General features: G+C 70.5%; 18 protein-coding genes. 8 read left to right on the top strand and 10 right to left on the bottom strand.

Annotation, left to right across the window (positions count from 1 at the left end; translation table 11 throughout):
- The first annotated feature begins 107 nt into the window (after positions 1-107).
- Positions 108-1,367: an AAA family ATPase gene (locus ETD86_RS04775; protein WP_138664854.1), complete on the top strand. Its 1,260-nt coding sequence runs from the start codon at positions 108-110 to the stop codon at positions 1,365-1,367.
- A complete protein-coding gene (locus ETD86_RS04770; protein WP_138664853.1) occupies positions 1,364-2,605 on the top strand; it encodes a vWA domain-containing protein in 1,242 nt (413 codons plus the stop codon). Before ETD86_RS04775 ends, ETD86_RS04770 begins: the two co-directional genes overlap by 4 nt.
- Before the next feature lie 31 nt (positions 2,606-2,636).
- On the opposite strand, the gene ETD86_RS04765 is transcribed toward ETD86_RS04770, so the two are convergent.
- A complete protein-coding gene (locus ETD86_RS04765) occupies positions 2,637-3,074 on the bottom strand; it encodes a hypothetical protein (protein WP_211369823.1) in 438 nt (145 codons plus the stop codon).
- 315 nt (positions 3,075-3,389) lie between these two features.
- Entirely contained in the window at positions 3,390-3,731 is a 342-nt protein-coding gene (locus tag ETD86_RS04760; protein ID WP_138664852.1) for a histone-like nucleoid-structuring protein Lsr2, read from the bottom strand.
- A 695-nt stretch (positions 3,732-4,426) separates the two neighbouring features.
- Here ETD86_RS04760 and ETD86_RS04755 point away from each other — a divergent pair.
- The 3 genes from ETD86_RS04755 to ETD86_RS04745 are packed head-to-tail and all read left to right on the top strand — an operon-like array spanning position 4,427 to position 7,327.
- Positions 4,427-5,554 (top strand): sensor histidine kinase, encoded by a 1,128-nt coding sequence (locus tag ETD86_RS04755; protein ID WP_138664851.1) that lies wholly within the window; start codon positions 4,427-4,429, stop codon positions 5,552-5,554.
- Positions 5,547-6,668 carry a hypothetical protein gene (locus tag ETD86_RS04750; protein ID WP_138664850.1) on the top strand — a complete coding sequence of 374 codons (1,122 nt, stop codon included), beginning with the start codon at positions 5,547-5,549 and terminating at the stop codon, positions 6,666-6,668. Before ETD86_RS04755 ends, ETD86_RS04750 begins: the two co-directional genes overlap by 8 nt.
- Positions 6,638-7,327: a response regulator gene (locus ETD86_RS04745; protein ID WP_138664849.1), complete on the top strand. Its 690-nt coding sequence runs from the start codon at positions 6,638-6,640 to the stop codon at positions 7,325-7,327. Before ETD86_RS04750 ends, ETD86_RS04745 begins: the two co-directional genes overlap by 31 nt.
- A gap of 244 nt (positions 7,328-7,571) precedes the next feature.
- On the opposite strand, the gene ETD86_RS04740 is transcribed toward ETD86_RS04745, so the two are convergent.
- The 5 genes from ETD86_RS04740 to ETD86_RS04720 are packed head-to-tail and all read right to left on the bottom strand — an operon-like array spanning position 7,572 to position 11,967.
- Positions 7,572-8,552, bottom strand: a complete 981-nt coding sequence (locus tag ETD86_RS04740) for a branched-chain amino acid ABC transporter permease (protein WP_138664848.1) — start codon at positions 8,550-8,552, stop codon at positions 7,572-7,574.
- Positions 8,549-9,409: a branched-chain amino acid ABC transporter permease gene (locus ETD86_RS04735; protein ID WP_138664847.1), complete on the bottom strand. Its 861-nt coding sequence runs from the start codon at positions 9,407-9,409 to the stop codon at positions 8,549-8,551. Before ETD86_RS04735 ends, ETD86_RS04740 begins: the two co-directional genes overlap by 4 nt.
- Positions 9,410-9,431: 22 nt before the next feature.
- Positions 9,432-10,091: an ABC transporter ATP-binding protein gene (locus ETD86_RS04730; RefSeq protein ID WP_138664846.1), complete on the bottom strand. Its 660-nt coding sequence runs from the start codon at positions 10,089-10,091 to the stop codon at positions 9,432-9,434.
- Between the two features lie 25 nt (positions 10,092-10,116).
- Positions 10,117-10,872, bottom strand: a complete 756-nt coding sequence (locus ETD86_RS04725; protein WP_138664845.1) for an ABC transporter ATP-binding protein — start codon at positions 10,870-10,872, stop codon at positions 10,117-10,119.
- 3 nt (positions 10,873-10,875) lie between these two features.
- A complete protein-coding gene (locus tag ETD86_RS04720; protein WP_246147637.1) occupies positions 10,876-11,967 on the bottom strand; it encodes an ABC transporter substrate-binding protein in 1,092 nt (363 codons plus the stop codon).
- A 310-nt stretch (positions 11,968-12,277) separates the two neighbouring features.
- On the opposite strand from ETD86_RS04720, the gene ETD86_RS04715 reads away from it, so the two are divergent.
- Genes ETD86_RS04715 through ETD86_RS04705 form a run of 3 tightly spaced genes read left to right on the top strand, consistent with a single transcriptional unit; the run spans position 12,278 to position 15,680 of the window.
- Positions 12,278-13,060 (top strand): PaaX family transcriptional regulator, encoded by a 783-nt coding sequence (locus ETD86_RS04715; RefSeq protein WP_246147635.1) that lies wholly within the window; start codon positions 12,278-12,280, stop codon positions 13,058-13,060.
- Positions 13,061-13,103: 43 nt separating this feature from the next.
- Positions 13,104-14,573: an acyl-CoA synthetase gene (locus ETD86_RS04710; protein WP_138664842.1), complete on the top strand. Its 1,470-nt coding sequence runs from the start codon at positions 13,104-13,106 to the stop codon at positions 14,571-14,573.
- A 6-nt stretch (positions 14,574-14,579) separates the two neighbouring features.
- A complete protein-coding gene (locus ETD86_RS04705; RefSeq protein ID WP_138664841.1) occupies positions 14,580-15,680 on the top strand; it encodes a 5-methyltetrahydropteroyltriglutamate--homocysteine S-methyltransferase in 1,101 nt (366 codons plus the stop codon).
- Between the two features lie 52 nt (positions 15,681-15,732).
- Here ETD86_RS04705 and ETD86_RS04700 read toward each other — a convergent pair whose 3' ends face one another.
- The 3 genes from ETD86_RS04700 to ETD86_RS04690 form a co-directional block, all read right to left on the bottom strand.
- Positions 15,733-17,067: a glycoside hydrolase family 30 protein gene (locus tag ETD86_RS04700; protein ID WP_138664840.1), complete on the bottom strand. Its 1,335-nt coding sequence runs from the start codon at positions 17,065-17,067 to the stop codon at positions 15,733-15,735.
- Between the two features lie 134 nt (positions 17,068-17,201).
- The gene (locus ETD86_RS04695; protein ID WP_138664839.1) at positions 17,202-17,783 is read right to left on the bottom strand and encodes a hypothetical protein; all 582 of its coding nucleotides are present in this window, start codon (positions 17,781-17,783) and stop codon (positions 17,202-17,204) included.
- 76 nt (positions 17,784-17,859) lie between these two features.
- Positions 17,860-19,119 (bottom strand): lamin tail domain-containing protein, encoded by a 1,260-nt coding sequence (locus ETD86_RS04690; protein WP_246147634.1) that lies wholly within the window; start codon positions 19,117-19,119, stop codon positions 17,860-17,862.
- Positions 19,120-19,127 lie beyond the last annotated feature (8 nt).

Here is a 19,127-nt window from a genome sequence, read left to right as displayed (position 1 = left end):
CACTCTCCTCGCAACTGTCCTGCCACTGACGCCGCGGCCTCACCTTCATCGCAATTGTCCCCATCGCTTCCTGTCCTGGCCCGACCAGACCTCAAAGGTGATCCAATATGCCCGCATCTTCGTCCGTCACCGTCGGCGCGTCCTCCGGTCCTGCTCACGAATCCCGGCTCGACATCGCCGCCGACCTGCTTGCCCTGCTCCACGACACCGCCACGGAGCCCCGCGTCGACATGCAGTTGGAGGCCCTGACCCTGGCTGTGGCGGCCGACCTGCCGGTGCTGCTGTGGGGAGAGCCGGGGATCGGCAAGACCGCGGCTCTGAAGCAACTCGCCGCAGCCCTGGACCTGCCGCTGACCACGGTGATCGCCAGCGTGCACGAGCCGTCCGACTTCTCCGGCCTGCCGGTGGTCGGTGACGACCCCGCGGTGCAGGGTGTCCCGATGGCTCCGCCGGACTGGGCCGTGCGCCTGGCCAGTGCCGGCCGGGGGCTGCTCTTTCTGGACGAGCTGTCCACGGCGCCGCCGGCCGTCCAGGCCGCTCTGCTCCGCCTCGTGCTGGAGCGGCGCGTCGGCGCCCTGCGGCTACCGGCCGGCGTCCGGATCGTGGCGGCCGCCAATCCGCGATCCTCCGCGGCCGACGGCTGGGAGCTGAGTCCGCCTCTGGCGAACCGGTTCGTCCATCTCCAGTGGAGGCATGACCACGAGGTCGTGGTGCGCGGCCTCGGCGGGACCTGGCCGCGGGCGTCGCTGCCGCGGCTCGACCCGGATCGACTGTCAGAGGCCGTGACGTTCGCCCGACGTGCGGTGTGCCACCTCCTCGCGGCCCGCCCCGCCCTGGTGCATCGGCTGCCGAGCAACGAAGCTCAGCGGGGCGGTCCATGGCCCTCACCCCGCAGCTGGGAGATGGCGCTGTGCCTGACCGCCTTCGCCACCGCCGCGAACGCGTCCAGGGACGTGCTGTCCATGCTGGTCCGGGGCACGGTAGGGGACGGTCCAGGGCTGGAGCTGCTGGCCGCCATGGATCGGATGGACCTCCCGGACCCTGAGGCGCTGCTGGCCGACCCGGCGGCGGCCGACCTGCCCGAGCGGGGCGACCTGCGCCAGGCCGCGCTCGACAGCGTGGTCGAGGCGGTCCGGAGGCGGCCGGAGAAGCCACGCTGGGACGCGGCGTGGACACTGCTGGCGCGGGCGTTGGAGACCGGAGCCCCGGACCTGGTGGTCGTGCCCGCGTCCACGCTCGCCGCGCTGCGCCGGGCCGATTGGGACGTCCCGGCGGCGATCGAGCAACTCGCCGGGGCGGTGTCCTTGAGCAGTCAGGCCGACGAGGCCGCGGCGCGGGTCGCGGCCGTCGCGGGGACGGGCCGATGACGCCCGGCGCAGCGGGGACACTGGACCTCGAGAAGCTCTTCGCCGCCCGGCTGCACGCCGCCCGGGTCCGGCCCTACCTGGCGACGGCGCTGTTCGCGCTGCACACGGTGGAGTCGCGGCTCGTGCCCACGATGGCCGTGGACCGGCACTGGCGGTGCTACGTCTCGCCGGCGTTCGTCGCCCAGACCCCCGTGGAGGAGCTGGCAGGGGCGTGGGTGCACGAGGTCTCCCACCTGCTGCGCGACCATCACGGTCGGAGCGACCGGGTCGCGTCGGAGCGGGGACTGACCGGGCCGGGTGACCGGCTGCGGATGAACATCGCGGCGGACTTCGAGATCAACGACGACGTGTACGGGGACGGGCTGATCCGACCCCAGGGCGCCGTCGAACCGGGGATGCTTTGGCTGCCCGAGGGGGAGCTCATGGAGGACTACCTGCGTCAGTTCCGGCTCGGGCCGTACACGCAGGGGCTGGTCTGGCTGGACTGCGGCAGCGGCGCCGACGGGCTGGATCGGGAGTGGGACCTCGGACCCGAGGGCGCGAACGGGCTCAGCGCGCAGGAACGAGACGCGGTCCGGTTCCGGGTGGCGCAGGGCATCACCGCCCGCCCGGGGGACGTCCCGAAGGGGTGGCGGCGGTGGGCGGAGGAGGCGTTACATCCGCCACAACCGTGGCGGGAACTGCTCGGCGCGGCGGTCCGCTCGGCGGCGTCCGGCCCGGGTGCGGGTGAGGACTACACCTACGGCCGGCCGTCGCGGCGCTCCGCCGGCCTGCCCGGCGTCATCCTGCCGAGCCTGCGGCGCAGGCCGCCTCGGGTCTCGGTGGTCATCGACACGTCCGGGTCGGTCAGCGACGCCGAACTGGGTAGCGCGCTGCTCGAGGTCGCCGCGATCGTCCGCGACGTGGGCGGCCGGCACGACCTGGTCAGCGTGGTGTCGTGCGATGCGGCGGCCCAGGCCGTGCAACCGCTGTGCCGGGCCGAGGGAATCACGCTGGTGGGCGGGGGCGGGACGGATCTGCGTACGGGCTTCGCCAAGGCGCTGCGCGCAAGGCCGGGGCCGGACGTCATCGTGATCCTGACCGACGGGCAGACCCCCTGGCCGGCCGCGCGGCCACCATGCCGGACGGTGGTGGGGCTGTTTCCGCGGAGGAGGGCGGCCCGATCGTGGGACGAGGACGATCCCGACTACGTGCCGGACGCGCCGCCCGAATGGGCGCGGGTGATCGACATCGGCTGATCACCCCAGCGGCGACGCCTTACGACAGCGGCTATGGGTCCCGACTCCAGATCTGAGTGGCTCGAGGGAGGTCTTTGATGCCGCCACCTTCCGGGATCATGCCCCAGAGGAAGGGGATCAGGTACCGAGGCGGTTCGCCCAGGAGCACGGTCAGTTCGTCCTCGGTAACGGTGAGGGTGGAGGCCGAGCCCCGTTCCCCGGAGTTCCATCCTTGTTCGATGGCCCGCCGGACGCATCCGGCGACCAGGACGGGACGGACCGTGATCGTTCGCTGTCCTGACCAGTTGTCCGGCCGGGCGCAGGGGAGTGACACCACAAGAACGCCTGCCGGCTCCTCGGCTCGCTCGACGGCGAAGGTGAGAGGGACCCAGCCGTCGCGTTGGCGGTTGGCCGGCCTGTGGCTGACCCGCCAGCGGAAGACGGTGCCGTCGACGGTGATGAGCCGTGAGCCCTTCTTGGGCATCGCCACAGCCGCGCCTCCAAGCTTTGTTCGGTCGCTGGTTCCGGTAGGAGCACCCGAACGAGCGAGAAGTGATGCGAGACGCCGGCCAGCGTAACTGCTGCTCATCAACATGATCGAACGGTTTTCGCGGGTGACCTGGCTGAGTCGGCGCCTGCCGGGGGCGGCGCGGAGCCCGCACCAGCCGACGGCGGAACGAGCGCGACCTGCGACAGTTATCCGATCGCGGGATCCCGCCGGCCCCGGACAGTCGGTCCGGTTGGATGCGTGCAAAAGAAGGCCCGCGCCATCTCCAGCGCGGGCTCTAAATGATCTCTCTGGTTGCTAGTGCGCGGCCTCGTACTTCTCGACCACGGTGGAGGCGATGCGGCCACGCTCGCTGACCGGGAGGCCCTGGGACTTGGCCCACTGCCGGATCTTGGCGGACTGCTCGCGCGTCATCGTCCGGCTGGTGCCACCAGCTGCGCGCCGGCCACGGGCACCCCGCTCGGACCGCACCGGCCGGCCCGCATTGATGAAGGGCGCGAGAGCCTTCTCAAGCTTCTCCCGGTTCTGGCCCGACAGGTCGATCTCGTAGCTCGTGCCGTCCAGAGCGAACGTCGTCGTCCTCTCTGCCTCGGTGCCGTCGATGTCGTCGATAAAGGACTCAACGATCTGCTTTGCCATGTTGGTACTCCGCTGCTCGATAGGGTTGGTGGGTACTGTAGCGTTCTTCAGCAGTGCGGCGGGCACTTAGGTTGTTTGTGCCCTCGAAACGAAGTCGGCGAACTGGCCAGGAAGTATGAGGCCATTCAACCGGGCAGTGCGTCTCTTCGAGTCCCGGCACCGGCGTCCATCCTGAACTGTGCGGGCGCAGGGCATGTCGGGGACATTGTCAGAGATACTGCTGGAGGGCCACGCGACCAGATCCGTCCTGCGTTTCCGACCAGGTGCCGGACCAGTAGTTGCAGCGAACTACGTCCCCGTTCGGGGATACCTGCGCCGCAGCCGCCGACGCTGCCGTATACACCCCGGTTCCCTCCCGCAATCAGGACAGATGGGCTGCGGCTCACAGCGATCTGGCGTGGCCTGGATGATCGGCCGGTCAAAGGCGTTCGCTCCGGGATTGTAGCCGGAGAGTATCTCGTCCGCGGATCAATCGCGATGACATTGGCGTTGTCGAAGTTGAATTCAAAATCTTCGCCGCGGTGAGTCGCGGTGATAGGGACTTCGATTCCCGGCTCGCGGCCCGCACATGCCAAGGTCGCCGCGCAGTGGATCCGAAGGCGGTGAGTCGCCGGTGTCCCGCACGACACTCCAACACAGCAGCTCCGCTTTCGTTAAGCTGCGTCACAACGAGTGTGCGAGTTGTGAGGTGATGGGTGGCGGGGGAAGCGGGGAGGCTGCTCGTTCGCTTCGGTCGCCGGTACGCCGCCGCCGTGCGCCTGGCGACGCTGGTGCCGATCTGCGCGATCGCCCTGTTCCGCGCCCCTCCCGAGCACCTGGCGGCCACCGCGTTCGTGGTCGGCGCCGCGGCCGCCTGGACCTGCGGATACGCGTGGTGGCTGCGCGCGGGGCGGGGAAGCGGGCCGGTCGCCCTCGACGTGGTCGTCCTGCTGGGGTTGTTCGCGAGCGTCTTCTGGACCGGCGCCGTCGAGGACAGGAACACCGGCTGGCTGCGGCTTCTGGTCACCTTCGCCTGCGTGACGTGCCAGTGGCACACTTCGCCGCTGGCGGGCGGCGCGGCGGCGCTGGCGGCCGGAGGCGGGGCAGTGGGCATCCTCACCGCGGCGGGAGCGGCGGAAGTGGACGCGACCCTGATCAGCGGGACGGTGTGGGCGATTCCGGCGGCGGGGCTGTCCAGAGTGGCTTGGGTGCTTGTCCATCGCGCCGCGGAACGGGCCGATCGCATGGCGGCCGAGGCCGCGCGGGCGCGCGGCGAGTCACTGGTGGCCGCGGCCGTCCGCGCCGACGAACGCGAGCTCGCCAACTCGTTGCACGACACGGCGGCGACGACGCTGCTGATGGTCGGCGTCGGGCAGGTGCGTTCGGACGCGGACTGGCTGGCGCCGCAGGCGCGCCGCGATCTGGACAGGCTGCGCTCCGACCGCGTGCGGGCATCGGGGCACGCCGACCTCGTCGACCTGTTACGCGCCGACCTTGACGCAGCGCAGCTGACCGTGGAGTTCGACGCCCCCGCGCAGCTGCGGCTTCCGTTCGGCGTCGCCAGGGCGATCGCGGACGCGGCGGGGGAGGCCCTGACCAACGTACGCCGCCACGCGGGCACGACCCGGGCGACCGTCCGGCTGCACGGGGACGCGCGGACGCTGCGGCTCGACATCGCCGATCAGGGAAAGGGGTTCTCGCCGGCGGACGTACCGGATACCCGGCGCGGCTTACGCGAGTCCGTGCACGGCAGGATGAAACGCGTCGGCGGCACGGCCACGATCACCTCCACCGAGGGCGAGGGCACCCTGGTGCGGCTGGAATGGCGTGCCGGCCATGAGTGACGTCAACGAAGAGGTGACGCGAGCGCAGCTACGGCACGGCCTGCGGATCGCGACGCTGCTCGTCGCCGCGGCCACCGTGTTCGGGCTTGGACTGTCCAACCTGCTGCGCTACCTGGACGTCCATGAGTCACCGCTCACCCAGCTGGCCGCCTTCGCGGCGCTGGGAGCCGTGCTCGCCGGCGAGGCCGCGCTGCTCGTCCGCGGGCGTTCGTGGGGCCGGCTGCGTGGGCCTGCCATCGCCGTCGTGCTCGCCGCGTCCGCATTGTCGTATGTGACCCTGCCGGACGGGCGCACCTCGACCGGCGTGGACTGGATTTTCGGCGCCGCCAACTGGGCGGGTCTCGTCGTGCTGCTCGATCGTCCGCTGCGGTCCGCGGTGTTGTTCCTGCTGGCCCACGACCTCACTGCTCTGCTCCACCTGGTCCTGCTCGATGAGCCCAGCCGGGGGGACCTGGCCCGGTTCGCCACCGGCTCGGTGAGCGTGATCGGCTTCCCTCTCTGCGTGGCCGTCGTGGCGACCGTCCTGCGCGGCCTCAGCGCGGCGGCGGCCGCCTCCCGCGAGGAGATCGAGCGGGTACGCGTCGCCGAGGCCGTCGCCGCGGAGTCCCACCGTCGCAGGCGGCAGCGGTTCGCCGAGTTGTCGGTGACGACGGTGCCGCTGCTGGAGGGGCTCGCCGACGGCTCGCTCCGCCCCGAGAACTCGGTGGTCCAGCGGCGGTGCGCGATCGAGGCGGCCCGGATGCGGAGGCTGTTCGCCGAGGCCGACACTGTCGCCGATCCTCTGCTGCACGAGCTGCGGCACTGCATCGACGTGGCGGACCGCAAGGGCGTCGTGGTGGAACTCGACGCACGCGGCCAGTGGCCCACGCCGCCCGTGGCCGTTCGGCGCGATCTGACCGAGGCGGTGCTCATCGTGCTCGCCACCGCCGCCTCCCGGGCGCGGGTCACCGTCGTGGGCGGTGCGGACCTGGTGTCGGTCAGCGTGGTCGCGGACTGCGGCGAGGTCGACGTGCCGAGCCCCGCGACACCCGGCGTACGGGTCGAGGCCTTGAACAACGACGACACGGTCTGGATGGAGGCTCAATGGCAGCCGATTCCGCAGCGGACGAGCTGATCACGGCGGTGATCGTGGATGATCACGTGGCCATCACCGCCGGTGTGCGCTCCTGGTGCTCCGAGGCCGTGCCGCCGATCGATCTCATCGACGCGGGGGACCGGCTCGCCGATGTCTGGACCGGGCCCGGCGCCGCCGCCGACGTAGTGATCTTCGATTTGGAGCTGGTGCCGCGCAGGCCGGACTTCGGCGAGCTTCGCAGGCTGGTCGACTACGGCCGCCGCGTGGTCGTGTATTCCCAGCACATCGACGATGCGACCGCGATCAAATGTGTCGATCTCGGCGCGCTCGCCTACCTGACCAAGCGTGAGGGGCCCGAGCACCTGGTGCCTGCCATCCGGGCGGCCGCGCGGGGTGAGCCGTACACCGCGCCGTCGCTGTCCGGGGCGCTCGTCGCCGACGACGATCCCGGCCGGCCGCGCCTGTCCCAGCGTGAAACCGAGGTGCTGCGGGCGTGGTTCGTGTCCTCGTCCAAGGAGCTCGTCGCCGCGAAGCTGAACATCACCGCCAAGACCGTTGACACCTATATCGCGCGGGTGCGGGTCAAGTACGCCAACGTGGGACGGGCCGCCCGTTCCAAGAGCGAGCTCGTCGGCCGCGCGCTCGACGACGGGCTCATCACGCTCGCCGAGCTCAACCAAAAAGTGACGTCGTTGTAGGGCGTTCGTCGGACACCGACGCGTCTTGGGTCTTCGTCGAGTGATGATCAGTCGCGGCGACGCCGCGCGGATACCTCTGCGACGGGCAGCAGGTATCCGGGGATGTGCTGCGGAGATGGGTACCAGCACCTTGCCGGGGATCGGCGGCGGCGGCGTCGGCGGAGACCGCGCCGCCGCCAGGCACCGGCGGGATTCCAGCCGAAGCTCGGTACGGTCGCCACGCCCGGGCCGCCCCCGGCAGGTATCAGCGGATCTCCGCTGGAGGGGCGCTTCGCCTGCGCCACGGCAGGCGGTCGGCGACGGCGGGCAGCAGGCCGTTCGGGAGGAACAGCACGACCACGATCAACACGAGCGCGTACACCGCGTACGACAGCACGCTCGGTGCGTACGACGGCATCCCCGGCAGGTAGGCCAGCTGGTCGAGGCCCTGCACGAGCAGGGTGATCGCGGCCGCCCCGACCACGGCTCCCCAGATCGTGCCCAGCCCGCCGACCACGGCCATCACGATGTACTGGATCGAGATCAGCACGGGGAACGACCCCGGCGCCACGTACCCGGTGTAGAAGCAGTAGACGCCGCCGGCGAGACCGGCGAAGGCCGCGGACAAGGCGAAGACGACCAGTTTGTAGCGTCCCACCGGGATGCCGGATGATGCGGCGGCGGTCTCGCTGGTGGCCAGGGCGCGGAGGGCGCGGCCGGGGCGGGAGGTGATGACGTTGTGGGTCACCAGCATCACCAGGGCCAGTCCCGCCCAGGTCATGTACGCGTACGCGGCCGCGCTGCCGATCTCCAGCCCGCCGACGGAGAACTGCGGGATGGCCTGCAGGCCGATGTCCCCGCCGGTGACCTCCAGTTGCCCGGCGAGCGAGAGCAGGATGAGCTGCATGGCCAGCGTCGCGAACGCCAGGTGGTGCCCGCGCAGCCGCAGCAGCGGCATGCCGATCACGAGCGCGAACAGTGCGGCCGCCAGCGGGGCGGCGATCAGCCCTGCCAGCGGCGGCACGCCGCTCAGCGCGAGCAGCGCCGCGGTGTAGGCGCCGATGGCGTAGAAGGCGCCCTGGCCCAGCGACACCTGGCCGGCGTAGCCCATGAGCAGTGACACCCCGACGGTGACCATGGCGGCCAGGCCGAGCAGGATGTACACGGCCAGCGCGCTGTCGTCCAGCATCGCCGGGAGCACGAGGGTGACGGCGGCGACCAGCGCACCGGCCACGAGCCTGATCATGTGGACTCCTGGGAGATGGCCGTGCGGCGGCCGGCCTGCACGATCATGACGACGAGCATGAGGCCCAGCGCCACTTCCAGCTGGTGCGAACCGTAGCCGTACCCGGCGGCCATGGTCTCGGCCACGCCCAGCAGCAGCGCCCCGAGCAGGGTGATCACCGGGCGGGTGAGCGCGCCGAAGACGGCCGCGGCGAAGCCGTTCACGATGAGCGTGACGTCGGTGTCGAACGAGATCGGCCGCAGCGGCGTCACGAGCACCCCGGCGATGCCGCCGAGGAGCCCGCCCAACGCGAATGCCAGCAGCCCCATACGCCGGGGGTCGATGCCGACGACGCGGGCGGCGTAGGGGTTCGACGCGCACGCCGTCAGTGCCTTGCCCAGGTACGTGCGCCCGAAGAACAGTGCGAGCGCGACGAAGGTCAGGGCCGTCACCGCGATCACCAGCAGGTGCTGCGTCTGGATCCGCGCCCCGGCCACCGTCACGGAGCCGGCCAGCCCGGGGGCCGAGCGCGGCTGGTCGCCCCACAACACGATCTCGACCGCGTACGCCAGCACGCCGACGCCGAGCGTGACGATCAACGACGACAGTGGGGTCACGCCCGGTTTGCCGATCGCCGCGAGGCCGGTGAGCAGGCCCGCGACCGCCGCGACAAGGACGGCCGTCACCTCGCTCGCCCCGTGCGGGAGACCGAGCCCCAGCAGTGAGGACGTGCAGAGCCCGGCCACCACGGCGAAGGTCCCCTGGGCGAAGTTCACCACGCCGGTCACCCGGTGGATGACGACCAGGCCGCTGGCGATGAGGGCGATCGCGCAGCCGACCGCCAGACCGTTGAGCAGGTACGTCAGGAACGCGCTCATGCCGTCCTCACCACCCCAGCGCTCATGTGATCGCCCCGCCCAGGTACGCGCCGGCCACCCGCGGGTCGTCGGCCAGCTCCGCGCACTCGCCCTCGGCCACCAGCCGCCCGGACTCCACCACGTACGCCCGCGAGCACAGGTCGAACGCCAGCCGCGCGTTCTGCTCGATGAGCAGCACGGTCAGGCCGCGCGACTGGTTCAGCTCCACCAGGTGCGCGGCCAGGTCGGCGGTCACGTTCGGGGCCAGGCCCAGGGACAGCTCGTCCACCACGAGCACGGAGGGACGCGACATCATGGCCCGCCCGAACGCCACCATCTGCTGTTCGCCGCCCGACAGCACGCCGGCCCGCCGCCGGGCGAGCTCGGCCAGCCGGGGCAGCAGGTCGTAGACGAAGGACGGGTCGCGTTCGCCAGAGCGCCAGCCGCCCAGCGCCAGGTTGTCCGCGACCGACAAATCCGGAAATAGCTGGCGGCCCTCGGGGATCAACGCCAGCCGCCCGCCGATCTCGACCGTTCCCGACGAGGGTTTCAGCAGCCCGGCGAGCGTGTTGGCGAGCGTCGACTTACCGGCGCCGTTCGGGCCGAGCAACGCCACCATCTCGCCCTTGCCGACGTTCAGCGTGACGTGCTCCAGCGCGGTCGCGGTGCCGTACGAGACGACCAGGTCGTTGACGTCGATCATGAGGCCTGTCCAGGGCCGAGGGCGGTCATGACGCCTGTCCCAGGTACGCAGCGAGCACCAGCGGGTCCGCCCGCACCTCCGCGGGAGGCCCGTCGGCGATGACCTGGCCGAGGTCGAGCACCACGAGCCGGTCGGCGAGCCGGGTCACGAACCCGACGTCGTGCTCGATGAGCAGGATCGTCAGCCCGCCGGCGCGCAGCTCCTCCACCAGCGCCGCGAGCCGCTCGCGCTCCTGGCCGCGCAGCCCGGAGGCGGGCTCGTCGAGCAGCAGCAGCCGCGGCCGCGCGCACAGGGCGCGGGCCAGCTGCAACGCGCGCTGCTGCCCGATGGGGAGCCGGTCGGCGGGCCGGTCCGCCCAGTCCGACAGCCCCACGCGTTCGAGTGCGGAGGACGCCTGGGCCGCGATCTCGCGTTCGTCGTGCCGGTGCCGGGGGAGTCGCAGCGCCGCCGAAACGAAGCCGGCGCTGGTACGCCCGTGCATCCCGACCATGACGTTCTCCCTGACCGTCATGCCGCGGAAGACCCGGGCCGCCTGGAAGACGATCGACATGCCGAGCCTGGCCCGCCGGTGCGGAGCGAGCCGGTCCACCCGGTGCCCGAGGAAGGAGATCTCGCCCCGGTCGGCCGTCAGATGCCCGGTGATCAGGTTGAACAACGTGGACTTGCCGGCCCCGTTCGGCCCGATGATGCCGCAGACCTCGCCGTCCGCGACGCTCAGGGAAACGTCGCGGACGGCGTAGACGCCCCCGAAGGAGCGGGAGACCCCGGTGACCGCCAGCACGCGCTACCCCGCCGCGTTGACGGTCTTGGTGAGCTGCTCCTTGGCCCAGTCGGTGGGCACGAACTGGCCGTTCTTCACGGTGTTGACCGAGATGAACTCGGGGGAGAGCCCGGAATGGTCGGTGGGGGAGTAGCGGAAGCGCCCGTTCGGCGTGATCAGGTCCATGCTCTCCAGCGCCTGCTGGATCTTGGTCTTGTCGGTGCTGTTCGCCTTCCTGATCGCCTCGAACAGCAGCAGGCTCGCGCTGTAGCCGTCCTGCGCGAACTGCGGCGGCGGGTAGCCGTGCTTCTGCTGGTACGGCTTGGCCATCTGGTCGATGATCTGCTTCTGCTTGCCGTCCGGCAGGTGGTCGCCGACGACGCCGATGGCGCTCTGCACGGTCATGCCCTCGGCGTCCTTGCCCATCGGCTCCAGCCACAACTTGCTGGCCTGCGACGCGGTCAGGAACAGCGGCGTCTTGAGCCCCGAGGCCACGTACTGCTTGGCGGCCGTCACGCCGGGCGCGCCCGAGCCCCAGAACACCAGCGCCTCGGCGGAGGAGTCGCGCACGTGCTGGAACATCGCGCTGAAGTCGGAGTTCGTGGTCTCGTACGGCTCGTCCACGGTGATCTGCACGTTGTACTTCGGCGCGAGCGCCACCATGGATTTGTGCCCGGAGACCGAGTACGCGCTCTTGGAGTCCCAGGCCACCGCGATCGTCTTGATGCCCTGGGCCTGGATGTACTGCAGGTAGCGTTCGGCGTACATGCTGGACAGGGCGGGCGTGACGAAGATGTACGACTTGATCGGCTCGACCTGCTCCTGCGCGGGCGCCAGCGACAGGTACGGCATCTTGTCGCGCTGCGCGAGCGGCTCCACCGCGAGCGCCGAGTTCGAGAACACCGGCCCGATCAGCGCGACGATCTCGCCCTTGATCTGGTTGTAGGCCACGATGCCCTGGTCGGGGGCGGTCTTGTCGTCCCTGGTGACCAGCTCGACCTTGCGGCCCAGGAGGCCGCCCTGCGCGTTGACCTGCTCGACCGCCAGCTCCACGGCTTTCTTGTCCTCGCTGCCGAGCGGCGTGTAGTTGCCGGTCAGGGAGACGATGAGGCCCACCTTGATCGGACCCTCGCCACCTGACCCGCCGGGACTTCCGCCGCAGGCGGCCACGGCCAACACGAGACAGACCAGAGACGGTAGAAGCCTGCGCATCAGGACCTCTGTGTTTTTGGCTCCACTGCGTGGAGGCGGCTCGGGTCGCTCAGGAGCCGTCGCCTTCCTCGCCGCTCTGGTAGCTACGCTCCCGCCGCTCCTCAGTCCAGGCGACGGCGCTCCCTCGCGATGTCGCCCTGAATGTAGGCAGGTAGATTACGGCTGTCAAGAGAATGCCCAACATCCGCGGAGGGCGGCAATGCGGCCTCAATCGGTGATTCTCACCTTTCTCGGAGATCACGTATACGGTCGCGGGGTCTGCGTCTCCTCGGGCAGTTTCATCGAGGCGTTCACCAAGGTCGGCGTCTCCGAGGAGGCGACGCGCTCGACGCTGACCCGGATGGTGCGCCGCGGGCTGCTGCGGCGGCAGCGCTCGGGGCGGCGCATGTACTTCGGCCTCACTCCGATCAGCACCGAGGTGCTCAGGGACGGCGAGCGGCGCATCTGGCACAGCGGCGTCGTCAACGACGCCGCCGGGGACCGGTGGACGCTGATCGGCTTCTCGCTGCCCGCGTCGTGGCAGCGGCAGCGGCACGAGCTGCGCTCGCAGCTCATCTGGGCCGGGTTCGGGCCGCTGCAGAACGGGTTGTGGATCGCTCCTGGCGAGGTGGAGGCCCCCGAGGTGCCGGGGGTGGAGGTGAAGGTGTTCGCCGCCGAGCCTCGGCGGCCCACCGACATGCAGGCGCTGGTACGCGACGCGTACGACCTGGCCGGCCTGGGCGAGCGTTACCGGGCCTTTTTGCGCTGCTGGGACCAGGCCGACCCCGCGCCGGACGCACCCGACGACCTGGCCCGCTCGCTGACGTTGCTCACCGGCTGGCTGCAGATCATCAGGACCGACCCGCGGCTCCCGCTGCGGTACCTGCCGCACGATTGGCCCGCGGAGAAGGCGCAACGGGTCTGCCACACGCTGCACGAGCGGTTCAGGCCGGAGGCCGCGGCGATCGCCGAGCGGCTCCTCGACACGGTGCCCGACGAAAGTTGGGCAGAACGGTGACAGCGATCGTCCAGTGGCCTAACTTGAGCCTGGAGGAGCACTGATGCGGAACCAGGGGCTTGGATCGTGGCCGGCGCGCAGGGCCCGCATGACACCCGGCCGGGTGGCGCTGACCTGCCGCGGGCACGATTTCACCTACGGTGACCTGCGCGAACGGACGTACCGGCTGGCTTCCGCGCTGGGCGTGGGACGCGGTGACCGGGTGGCCTACCTCGGGCCGAACCATCCCGCGCTGGTCGAGACGTTCTTCGCGGCGGGGTTGCTGGGAGCGGTGTTCGTCCCGCTCAACACCCGGCTGGCGACGCCCGAGCTGCGCTTCATCCTGGAGGACGCGGACGCGTCGGTCCTGCTGCTCGGCGAGGGGCTGGACGGTCAGGGGCTGCCCGGCCGGCACATCCTGGCCGCGGAGTACGAGGACCTGCTGGCGTCGGGCGCGCCCGAGCCGATCGACGAGCCGGTCGCCCAGGACGACGTGTGCCTGATCATGTACACCTCCGGCACCACGGGACGGCCCAAGGGCGCCATGCTCACGCACGCCAACCTCATCTGGAACACCGTCAACCTGCTGGTGGACGTGCCGCTCGCGCACGACGAGGTGATGCTGATCAGCGCCCCGATGTTCCACATCGCGGCGCTGGCGCAGACGCTGATCCCCGCCGTGCTCAAGGGGGGCCGGGCCATCCTGGAGCCGTCGTTCGACGTGGAGCGCACGTTCGACCTGATCGAGGCCGAGCGGGTGACGGTGATGTTCGGCGTGCCGTCGATGTTCAACGTCCTCGCCCAGTCCCCGCGCTGGGCGAAGGCCGATCTGTCGAGCCTGCGCCACCTGCTGTGCGGGGGCGCGCCGGTGCCCCTGCCGCTGATCAGCACCTACCAGGAGCGCGGGCTGACGTTCCTGCAGGGCTACGGCATGACCGAGACCGCGCCCGGCGCGCTCTTCCTCGGGGCCGAGCACTCCGTCGACAAGGCCGGCACGGCCGGTGTGCCGTGCTTCTTCTCCGACGTGCGCCTGGTCACGGCCGGGGGCGTGGACGCGGCCCCAGGCGAGCCCGGCGAGGTCCATGTCCAGGGGCCCAACGTCATGTCCGGCTATTGGCGGCGCCCCGAGGAGAGCGCGAAGGTGCTCTCGCCCGACGGCTGGTTCCGCTCCGGCGACGTCGGCGTGGCCGACGAGGACGGCTACGTGCGCATCACGGACCGGCTCAACGACGTGATCATCTCCGGCGGCGAGAACATCTATCCCGCCGAGGTGGAGAGCGTGCTCTACAGCCACCCTGCGGTCGCCGAGTGCGCGGTGATCGGCGTGTCCGACGACCAGTGGGGCGAAGTGGGCAAGGCCCTGGTCGTGTTGCGGCCGGGCGCGACGGCCGAGGCCGAGGAGCTGCTCAAGCATCTGGACGGCCGGCTGGCCCGCTTCAAAATCCCGAAACATCTGGAATTCGTCCCTGAACTGCCCAAGAACGCGGCGGGCAAGCTGCTCAAGGCCCCGCTCAGAAAGCTCTACGGGAGTTGATCCGCAATGCGTACCTCACCGCCTTTCCGCGCCGACCACGTCGGCAGCCTCCTGCGCCCGCAGTCCCTGCTCAGTGCCCGCGAGAACCTCACGGGTGACGAGCTGCGGGCAGCGGAGGACGCGGCCATCCAAGAGGTGGTGCGCAGGCAGGAGGAGATCGGGCTGCAGAGCGCGACCGACGGGGAGTTCCGCCGGGCCTCCTGGCACATGGACTTCATCTACCGGCTCGGCGGCATCGGCCAGGCCACGGACGAGCACATCACCGTGCGCTTCCACAACGAGAAGGGCGACATCGAGTTCACCCCGGCGGCGCTGCGCGTGCACGACCGGATCAAGCTGAACGAGCCGGTCTTCGCCGACGACTTCACGTTCCTGCGGGACACCGTGACCAGCGCCGTGCCGAAGCTGACCATCCCGTCGCCGAGCATGGTGCACTACCGCGGCGGGCCGGCGGCCATCGACCCGGAGGTGTACCCGGACGTCGAGGAGTTCTGGCGTGACCTCAGCGCGGCCTACGCCGAGCAGGTACGCAGGATCGGCGCGCTGGGGTGCACGTACCTGCAGTTCGACGACACCAGCCTGGCCTACCTGAACGACCCGGCGCAGCGGGCGGAGCTCGCGTCGCGGGGCGACGACGCCGAGCACATGCACCTGCGCTACATCAAGCAGATCAACGCCGCGCTGGCGGCCAAGCCGGCCGGGATGACGATCACGACGCACATGTGCCGCGGCAACTTCCGCTCCTCCTGGGCCGCCTCGGGCAGCTACGACTTCGTCGCGGAGGCGCTGTTCGGGGAGCTGAAGGTGGACGGGTTCTTCCTGGAGTACGACGACGAGCGGTCCGGAGGCTTCGAGCCGCTGCGGTACGTGCCCAAGGGGAAGATGGTCGTGCTCGGGCTGGTCACGACGAAGCACGGCGGGCTGGAGTCGAAGGACACGCTCAAGCGGCGCATCGACGAGGCCGCCAAGTTCGTCGACCTCGACCAGATTTGCCTGTCGCCGCAGTGCGGGTTCTCCTCCACGGTCGAGGGCAACGAGCTGACGGCCGACCAGCAGTTCGCCAAGCTCCGTCTGATCGTCGAGACCGCCCAGGAGGTGTGGGGCTGACCTCATGGGGCGGCGAGAGCCCGGGGAGCGCGTTCCGGGCTCTCGCCGCCGATCAGCGGACCACGATGGTGGTGAGGGCCCGCGGCTGGAGGGTCACCGTGTGGCCGGTCACGGCCGACGGGGTGAGCGAGTTGTCGTTGTTCGTCACGTACGCGGTCGCCCGGCCGCGCACGCCGTTCCACGAGACGGCCTCGGTGCTCGTGTTGAGCGCCACGATCACCTTCGACCCGTCCGGGTTGCGGAAGGCCGAGACCTTCAGCGCCGGGTTCGCCGCCGCGGCGTCCACCCGGACCGCGCCCGGCCGGATGAACCGGCTGTAGGCCGCCATCGCCCACAACCGCTTCGACACCTTGTACGTCTTCGCCGTGTCGTCGACCTGCATGAACGCCCTCGTCGTGCCGCGCGAGGCGCCCAGCCAGTAGATGTAGGCGCTGACGTCGCCCAGCGTGAGCGCGTCGTGGATGGCCTGGGCGATCGTGAAGCCGTCGTAGCCGCTGCCGTCGTCCCAGGCCTCGTTCCAGGTCGAGCCGTTGGGGTTCCACTCCGACATCCAGGACTTCCTGTTGGTCGGCAGCGGGGCGTCCACGGGGCTGGCGTACGTGTGGCCGGCGTGGGTCTTCACCCAGCGGCGGGCCTCGGGGTCGGCCTCGATCGCCGCCGTGTACGCCTTGGCCTGGTTCCAGCCGAACGAGTCGCAGCAGACCAGGTTCACGCTGCCCTTGGTGATCGGGCCGAGCACCTTGACGAACTGCGCGGCCTGCTCCGGGGCGAAGCGCATGGAGGCGTACGTGGCCGTCCAGTCGGGCTCGTTCGTGAACCCCAGGTCGGTGATCTTGATGCCTTCCTTGGCGTAGAACTTCGTGTACGCCAGCAGGTAGTTGGCGTAAGCCTTCTCCCACTCCGGCAGCAGGTTCCCGCCGTTCTTGTCGTCGCCGTTGGTCTTCATGTAGCCGGGCGCGCTCCAGGCGTCGGCGAAGAACCGCTTCACGCCGTACGCCTTGGCCTCCTTGGCCACCCAGACCTGGCTGTTGTCGTCGCCGTCCCACACGTACTTGGGCGGGGCATCCGGGCCGCCCGGGTTCTCCGGCTGGATCGACACCATGTGGTCGTAAGGGCTGCCCGCGGGGGAGGAGCCGATGCCAAGGCGCAGAATGCTGAGCCCGGCCCCCTTCTCGCGGTCGAACCACAGATCGAGGATCTCCCGTTGCTGCGCCGGCGTCAGCGCCTCGAGCAGCTCGTTCCGGCGGAACGCTTGTGAGATGCCGAAGCCGTCGATCTGTTGGTGGGTGACGCGCTCGTTCACGGTGATGGCCGGGGGTTCCGCCGCATGCGCCGGGTTCACCACCAGGAGACCGAGCAAGGTGACCGCGACAAGTCCTCGTAACATGGTGCCTCCGAAAGTTTCGGAAATGTGGCGAACATTTCACCAATCGCGGGAACCGTAATTGCCAGAAAGGTCTCGCGTCAACACCGAACGGCGCCGTCCCCCAGGAAGGGGACGGCGCCGTCGGCTGCTCGCGGTCAGCGCGCGGGCTCGGCGCGGGACTTGATCGTCAACATCTGCCTGCGCACGGTCAGGAAGTCGGCCAGGTCCACCCTGGCCAGGAAGAGGGTGCCGCTCAGACCGGGCTCGGCCTTGATCCGGGTGCGGAACACCATCCTGGTCCTGGCGTCGTCCACCTCGCGGAGCGAGATGGAGCAGGTGGTGGCGGCGTCTTGGCCCCGATGGACCAGCACGAGCGTGTGCGGGGGATCGGCCTGCTCCACGATGAACACGGCGCCCTCGTCGCCGGGGTGCAGCGTGTCGCCGACCTTGAGGCCTTGCTGTTCGATCGTGGCGTCTCCCTCCGCGGACGCCTCCGTGTAGCCGCCCAGCTGGACGAGCCAGGGCCAGACGGCGGCCGGGAGGGCGTCGACGGTGATGGCGCGGGTCGCCTGGTACTGCGGCATGCTGACGATGTCGTCACCTGCCATCTCGCCATGGACCTCGCCGTCGTCGGCGCCCCAGCGGAGGTGCCACGGACGCACCGCGAGCACGTACCCCGCCGCCGCCCCCACCGCGAACCTGAGCATCGAACGTGTCATGTACCGCGCCATGAACATCGCGAACTCCTTCGTATCGCCGGTCGGAACGCCCAGTCTGCGACGTGACGCCGCCCTTGGCCAGAGGGCCGGTGGTTCAGCGACCGAAGCAGATGGTCCGGCCCGCGTGGACCCGGTCGCCCTTGTAGCTCACCTGGTCGATCGTGTTCCCGCCGGGATCGACGAGGACGAGGCCGTCGCCCTGGTTGCCGAGCCGCAGCGCCCCGTCGAGCGCCACCCGCAGCGTGGCGCCGCCCGCCACGGCTCCGCCCAGGTTCTGGCGGGTGTTGGCGGCGTCCGACAACCACCAGCCCGACAGATCGATCGGGTCCGGCGTGACGTTGAGCAACGTGACCGACTCCGCGCCGCGGTCGGCACCCACGGGGTCGGGCAGGGCCGCCACGATCAGCAGGTCGCCTGCGGCGATGAGCGGCGGGTTCACGGTCGAGCCCGGCGGCGCGGGATCCGGGTTGATGATGAACCTCTCGGGCCACACCGTCAGCTGGATCTGCTGGCCGGAGGCCTGGACGACGTCGTGCAGGTTGCCGCGTTCCAGCTTGTCGATCAGGAACAACGCGTCGTCGCGGTGCACCGGGTCGGCCCGCAGCCAGGCATCGAAGCCGTCGAAGTCGCGGAATCCGGCCGCGAGGTACGGCACGATGCGGCGGAACAACTTCGGCCACATCACCAGCTGCTCGGCCGCCGCCAGGTCGGGGATGGCCGCCGGGCCGTCGGGGTCAGCGGTGGAGCGTGGCCAGATCCCGGTGGCGAGCGCCTTCTGCCGGGCCGCCGCCGACACGTCCGCCAGGTGCGTACGCAACTCGGCGGGCAACGTCGCGTAGAACGCCGGATAGGCCAGCCCGGTGGCCAGCAGCGCGGCGTTGACGGAAGCGTCGGCCGTCGGCCCGTCCAGGAACACGCTGGAGCCGTCGGCCCCCGGGTGGTCGCCCGCGTAGACGAACGCGATCAGCCGCCCGTTCGCGTCGATGCCGTTGGTGAGCACGTGACCGCGGATCGAGTCCTGGTCGGCGGAGCGGACCTTGTTCGGCAGGTCCTCCCAGAAGACCACGTTGGCGAAGCCGAGCAGGCGCAGCAGCTCGTCCCTGGCCGCCTCGGCCCCCGCCGGCTCCTGGTGGGTCTCCTCGAAGTGGGTCTCCAGCGCGTCGATGGCCTCCAGGCGTACGGAGATGCCGCGGAGGTTGATGTCCGGCGGCCGGCCGGAGTGCCGGGGCAGCGCCTCGACCAGCACGGGGTTGTCGGGCAGGAACTTGACCGTGTCGCCGTCGGGCTCTGGCCCCTGCCGCGGAAGGTCCGGATATCGGATGACGAAATTCCCGCGTAACAGCGTGTAGCTCATGGATCCCC

This window comes from Nonomuraea turkmeniaca, assembly GCF_005889735.1.
Taxonomy (GTDB): Bacteria; Actinomycetota; Actinomycetes; order Streptosporangiales; family Streptosporangiaceae; genus Nonomuraea; species Nonomuraea turkmeniaca.
This window is presented reverse-complemented; position numbering and strand designations above follow the sequence as displayed.

Coding starts and splice junctions, on each gene's coding strand:
- ETD86_RS04775 (WP_138664854.1), top strand. CDS start 108: ATGCCCGCATCTTCGTCCGTCACCGTCGGCGCGTCCTCCGGTCCTGCT.
- ETD86_RS04770 (WP_138664853.1), top strand. CDS start 1,364: ATGACGCCCGGCGCAGCGGGGACACTGGACCTCGAGAAGCTCTTCGCC.
- ETD86_RS04760 (WP_138664852.1), bottom strand. CDS start 3,731: ATGGCAAAGCAGATCGTTGAGTCCTTTATCGACGACATCGACGGCACC.
- ETD86_RS04750 (WP_138664850.1), top strand. CDS start 5,547: ATGAGTGACGTCAACGAAGAGGTGACGCGAGCGCAGCTACGGCACGGC.
- ETD86_RS04745 (WP_138664849.1), top strand. CDS start 6,638: ATGGCAGCCGATTCCGCAGCGGACGAGCTGATCACGGCGGTGATCGTG.
- ETD86_RS04740 (WP_138664848.1), bottom strand. CDS start 8,552: ATGATCAGGCTCGTGGCCGGTGCGCTGGTCGCCGCCGTCACCCTCGTG.
- ETD86_RS04735 (WP_138664847.1), bottom strand. CDS start 9,409: ATGAGCGCGTTCCTGACGTACCTGCTCAACGGTCTGGCGGTCGGCTGC.
- ETD86_RS04730 (WP_138664846.1), bottom strand. CDS start 10,091: ATGATCGACGTCAACGACCTGGTCGTCTCGTACGGCACCGCGACCGCG.
- ETD86_RS04710 (WP_138664842.1), top strand. CDS start 13,104: ATGCGGAACCAGGGGCTTGGATCGTGGCCGGCGCGCAGGGCCCGCATG.
- ETD86_RS04705 (WP_138664841.1), top strand. CDS start 14,580: ATGCGTACCTCACCGCCTTTCCGCGCCGACCACGTCGGCAGCCTCCTG.
- ETD86_RS04700 (WP_138664840.1), bottom strand. CDS start 17,067: ATGTTACGAGGACTTGTCGCGGTCACCTTGCTCGGTCTCCTGGTGGTG.
- ETD86_RS04695 (WP_138664839.1), bottom strand. CDS start 17,783: ATGTTCATGGCGCGGTACATGACACGTTCGATGCTCAGGTTCGCGGTG.
- ETD86_RS04690 (WP_246147634.1), bottom strand. CDS start 19,119: ATGAGCTACACGCTGTTACGCGGGAATTTCGTCATCCGATATCCGGAC.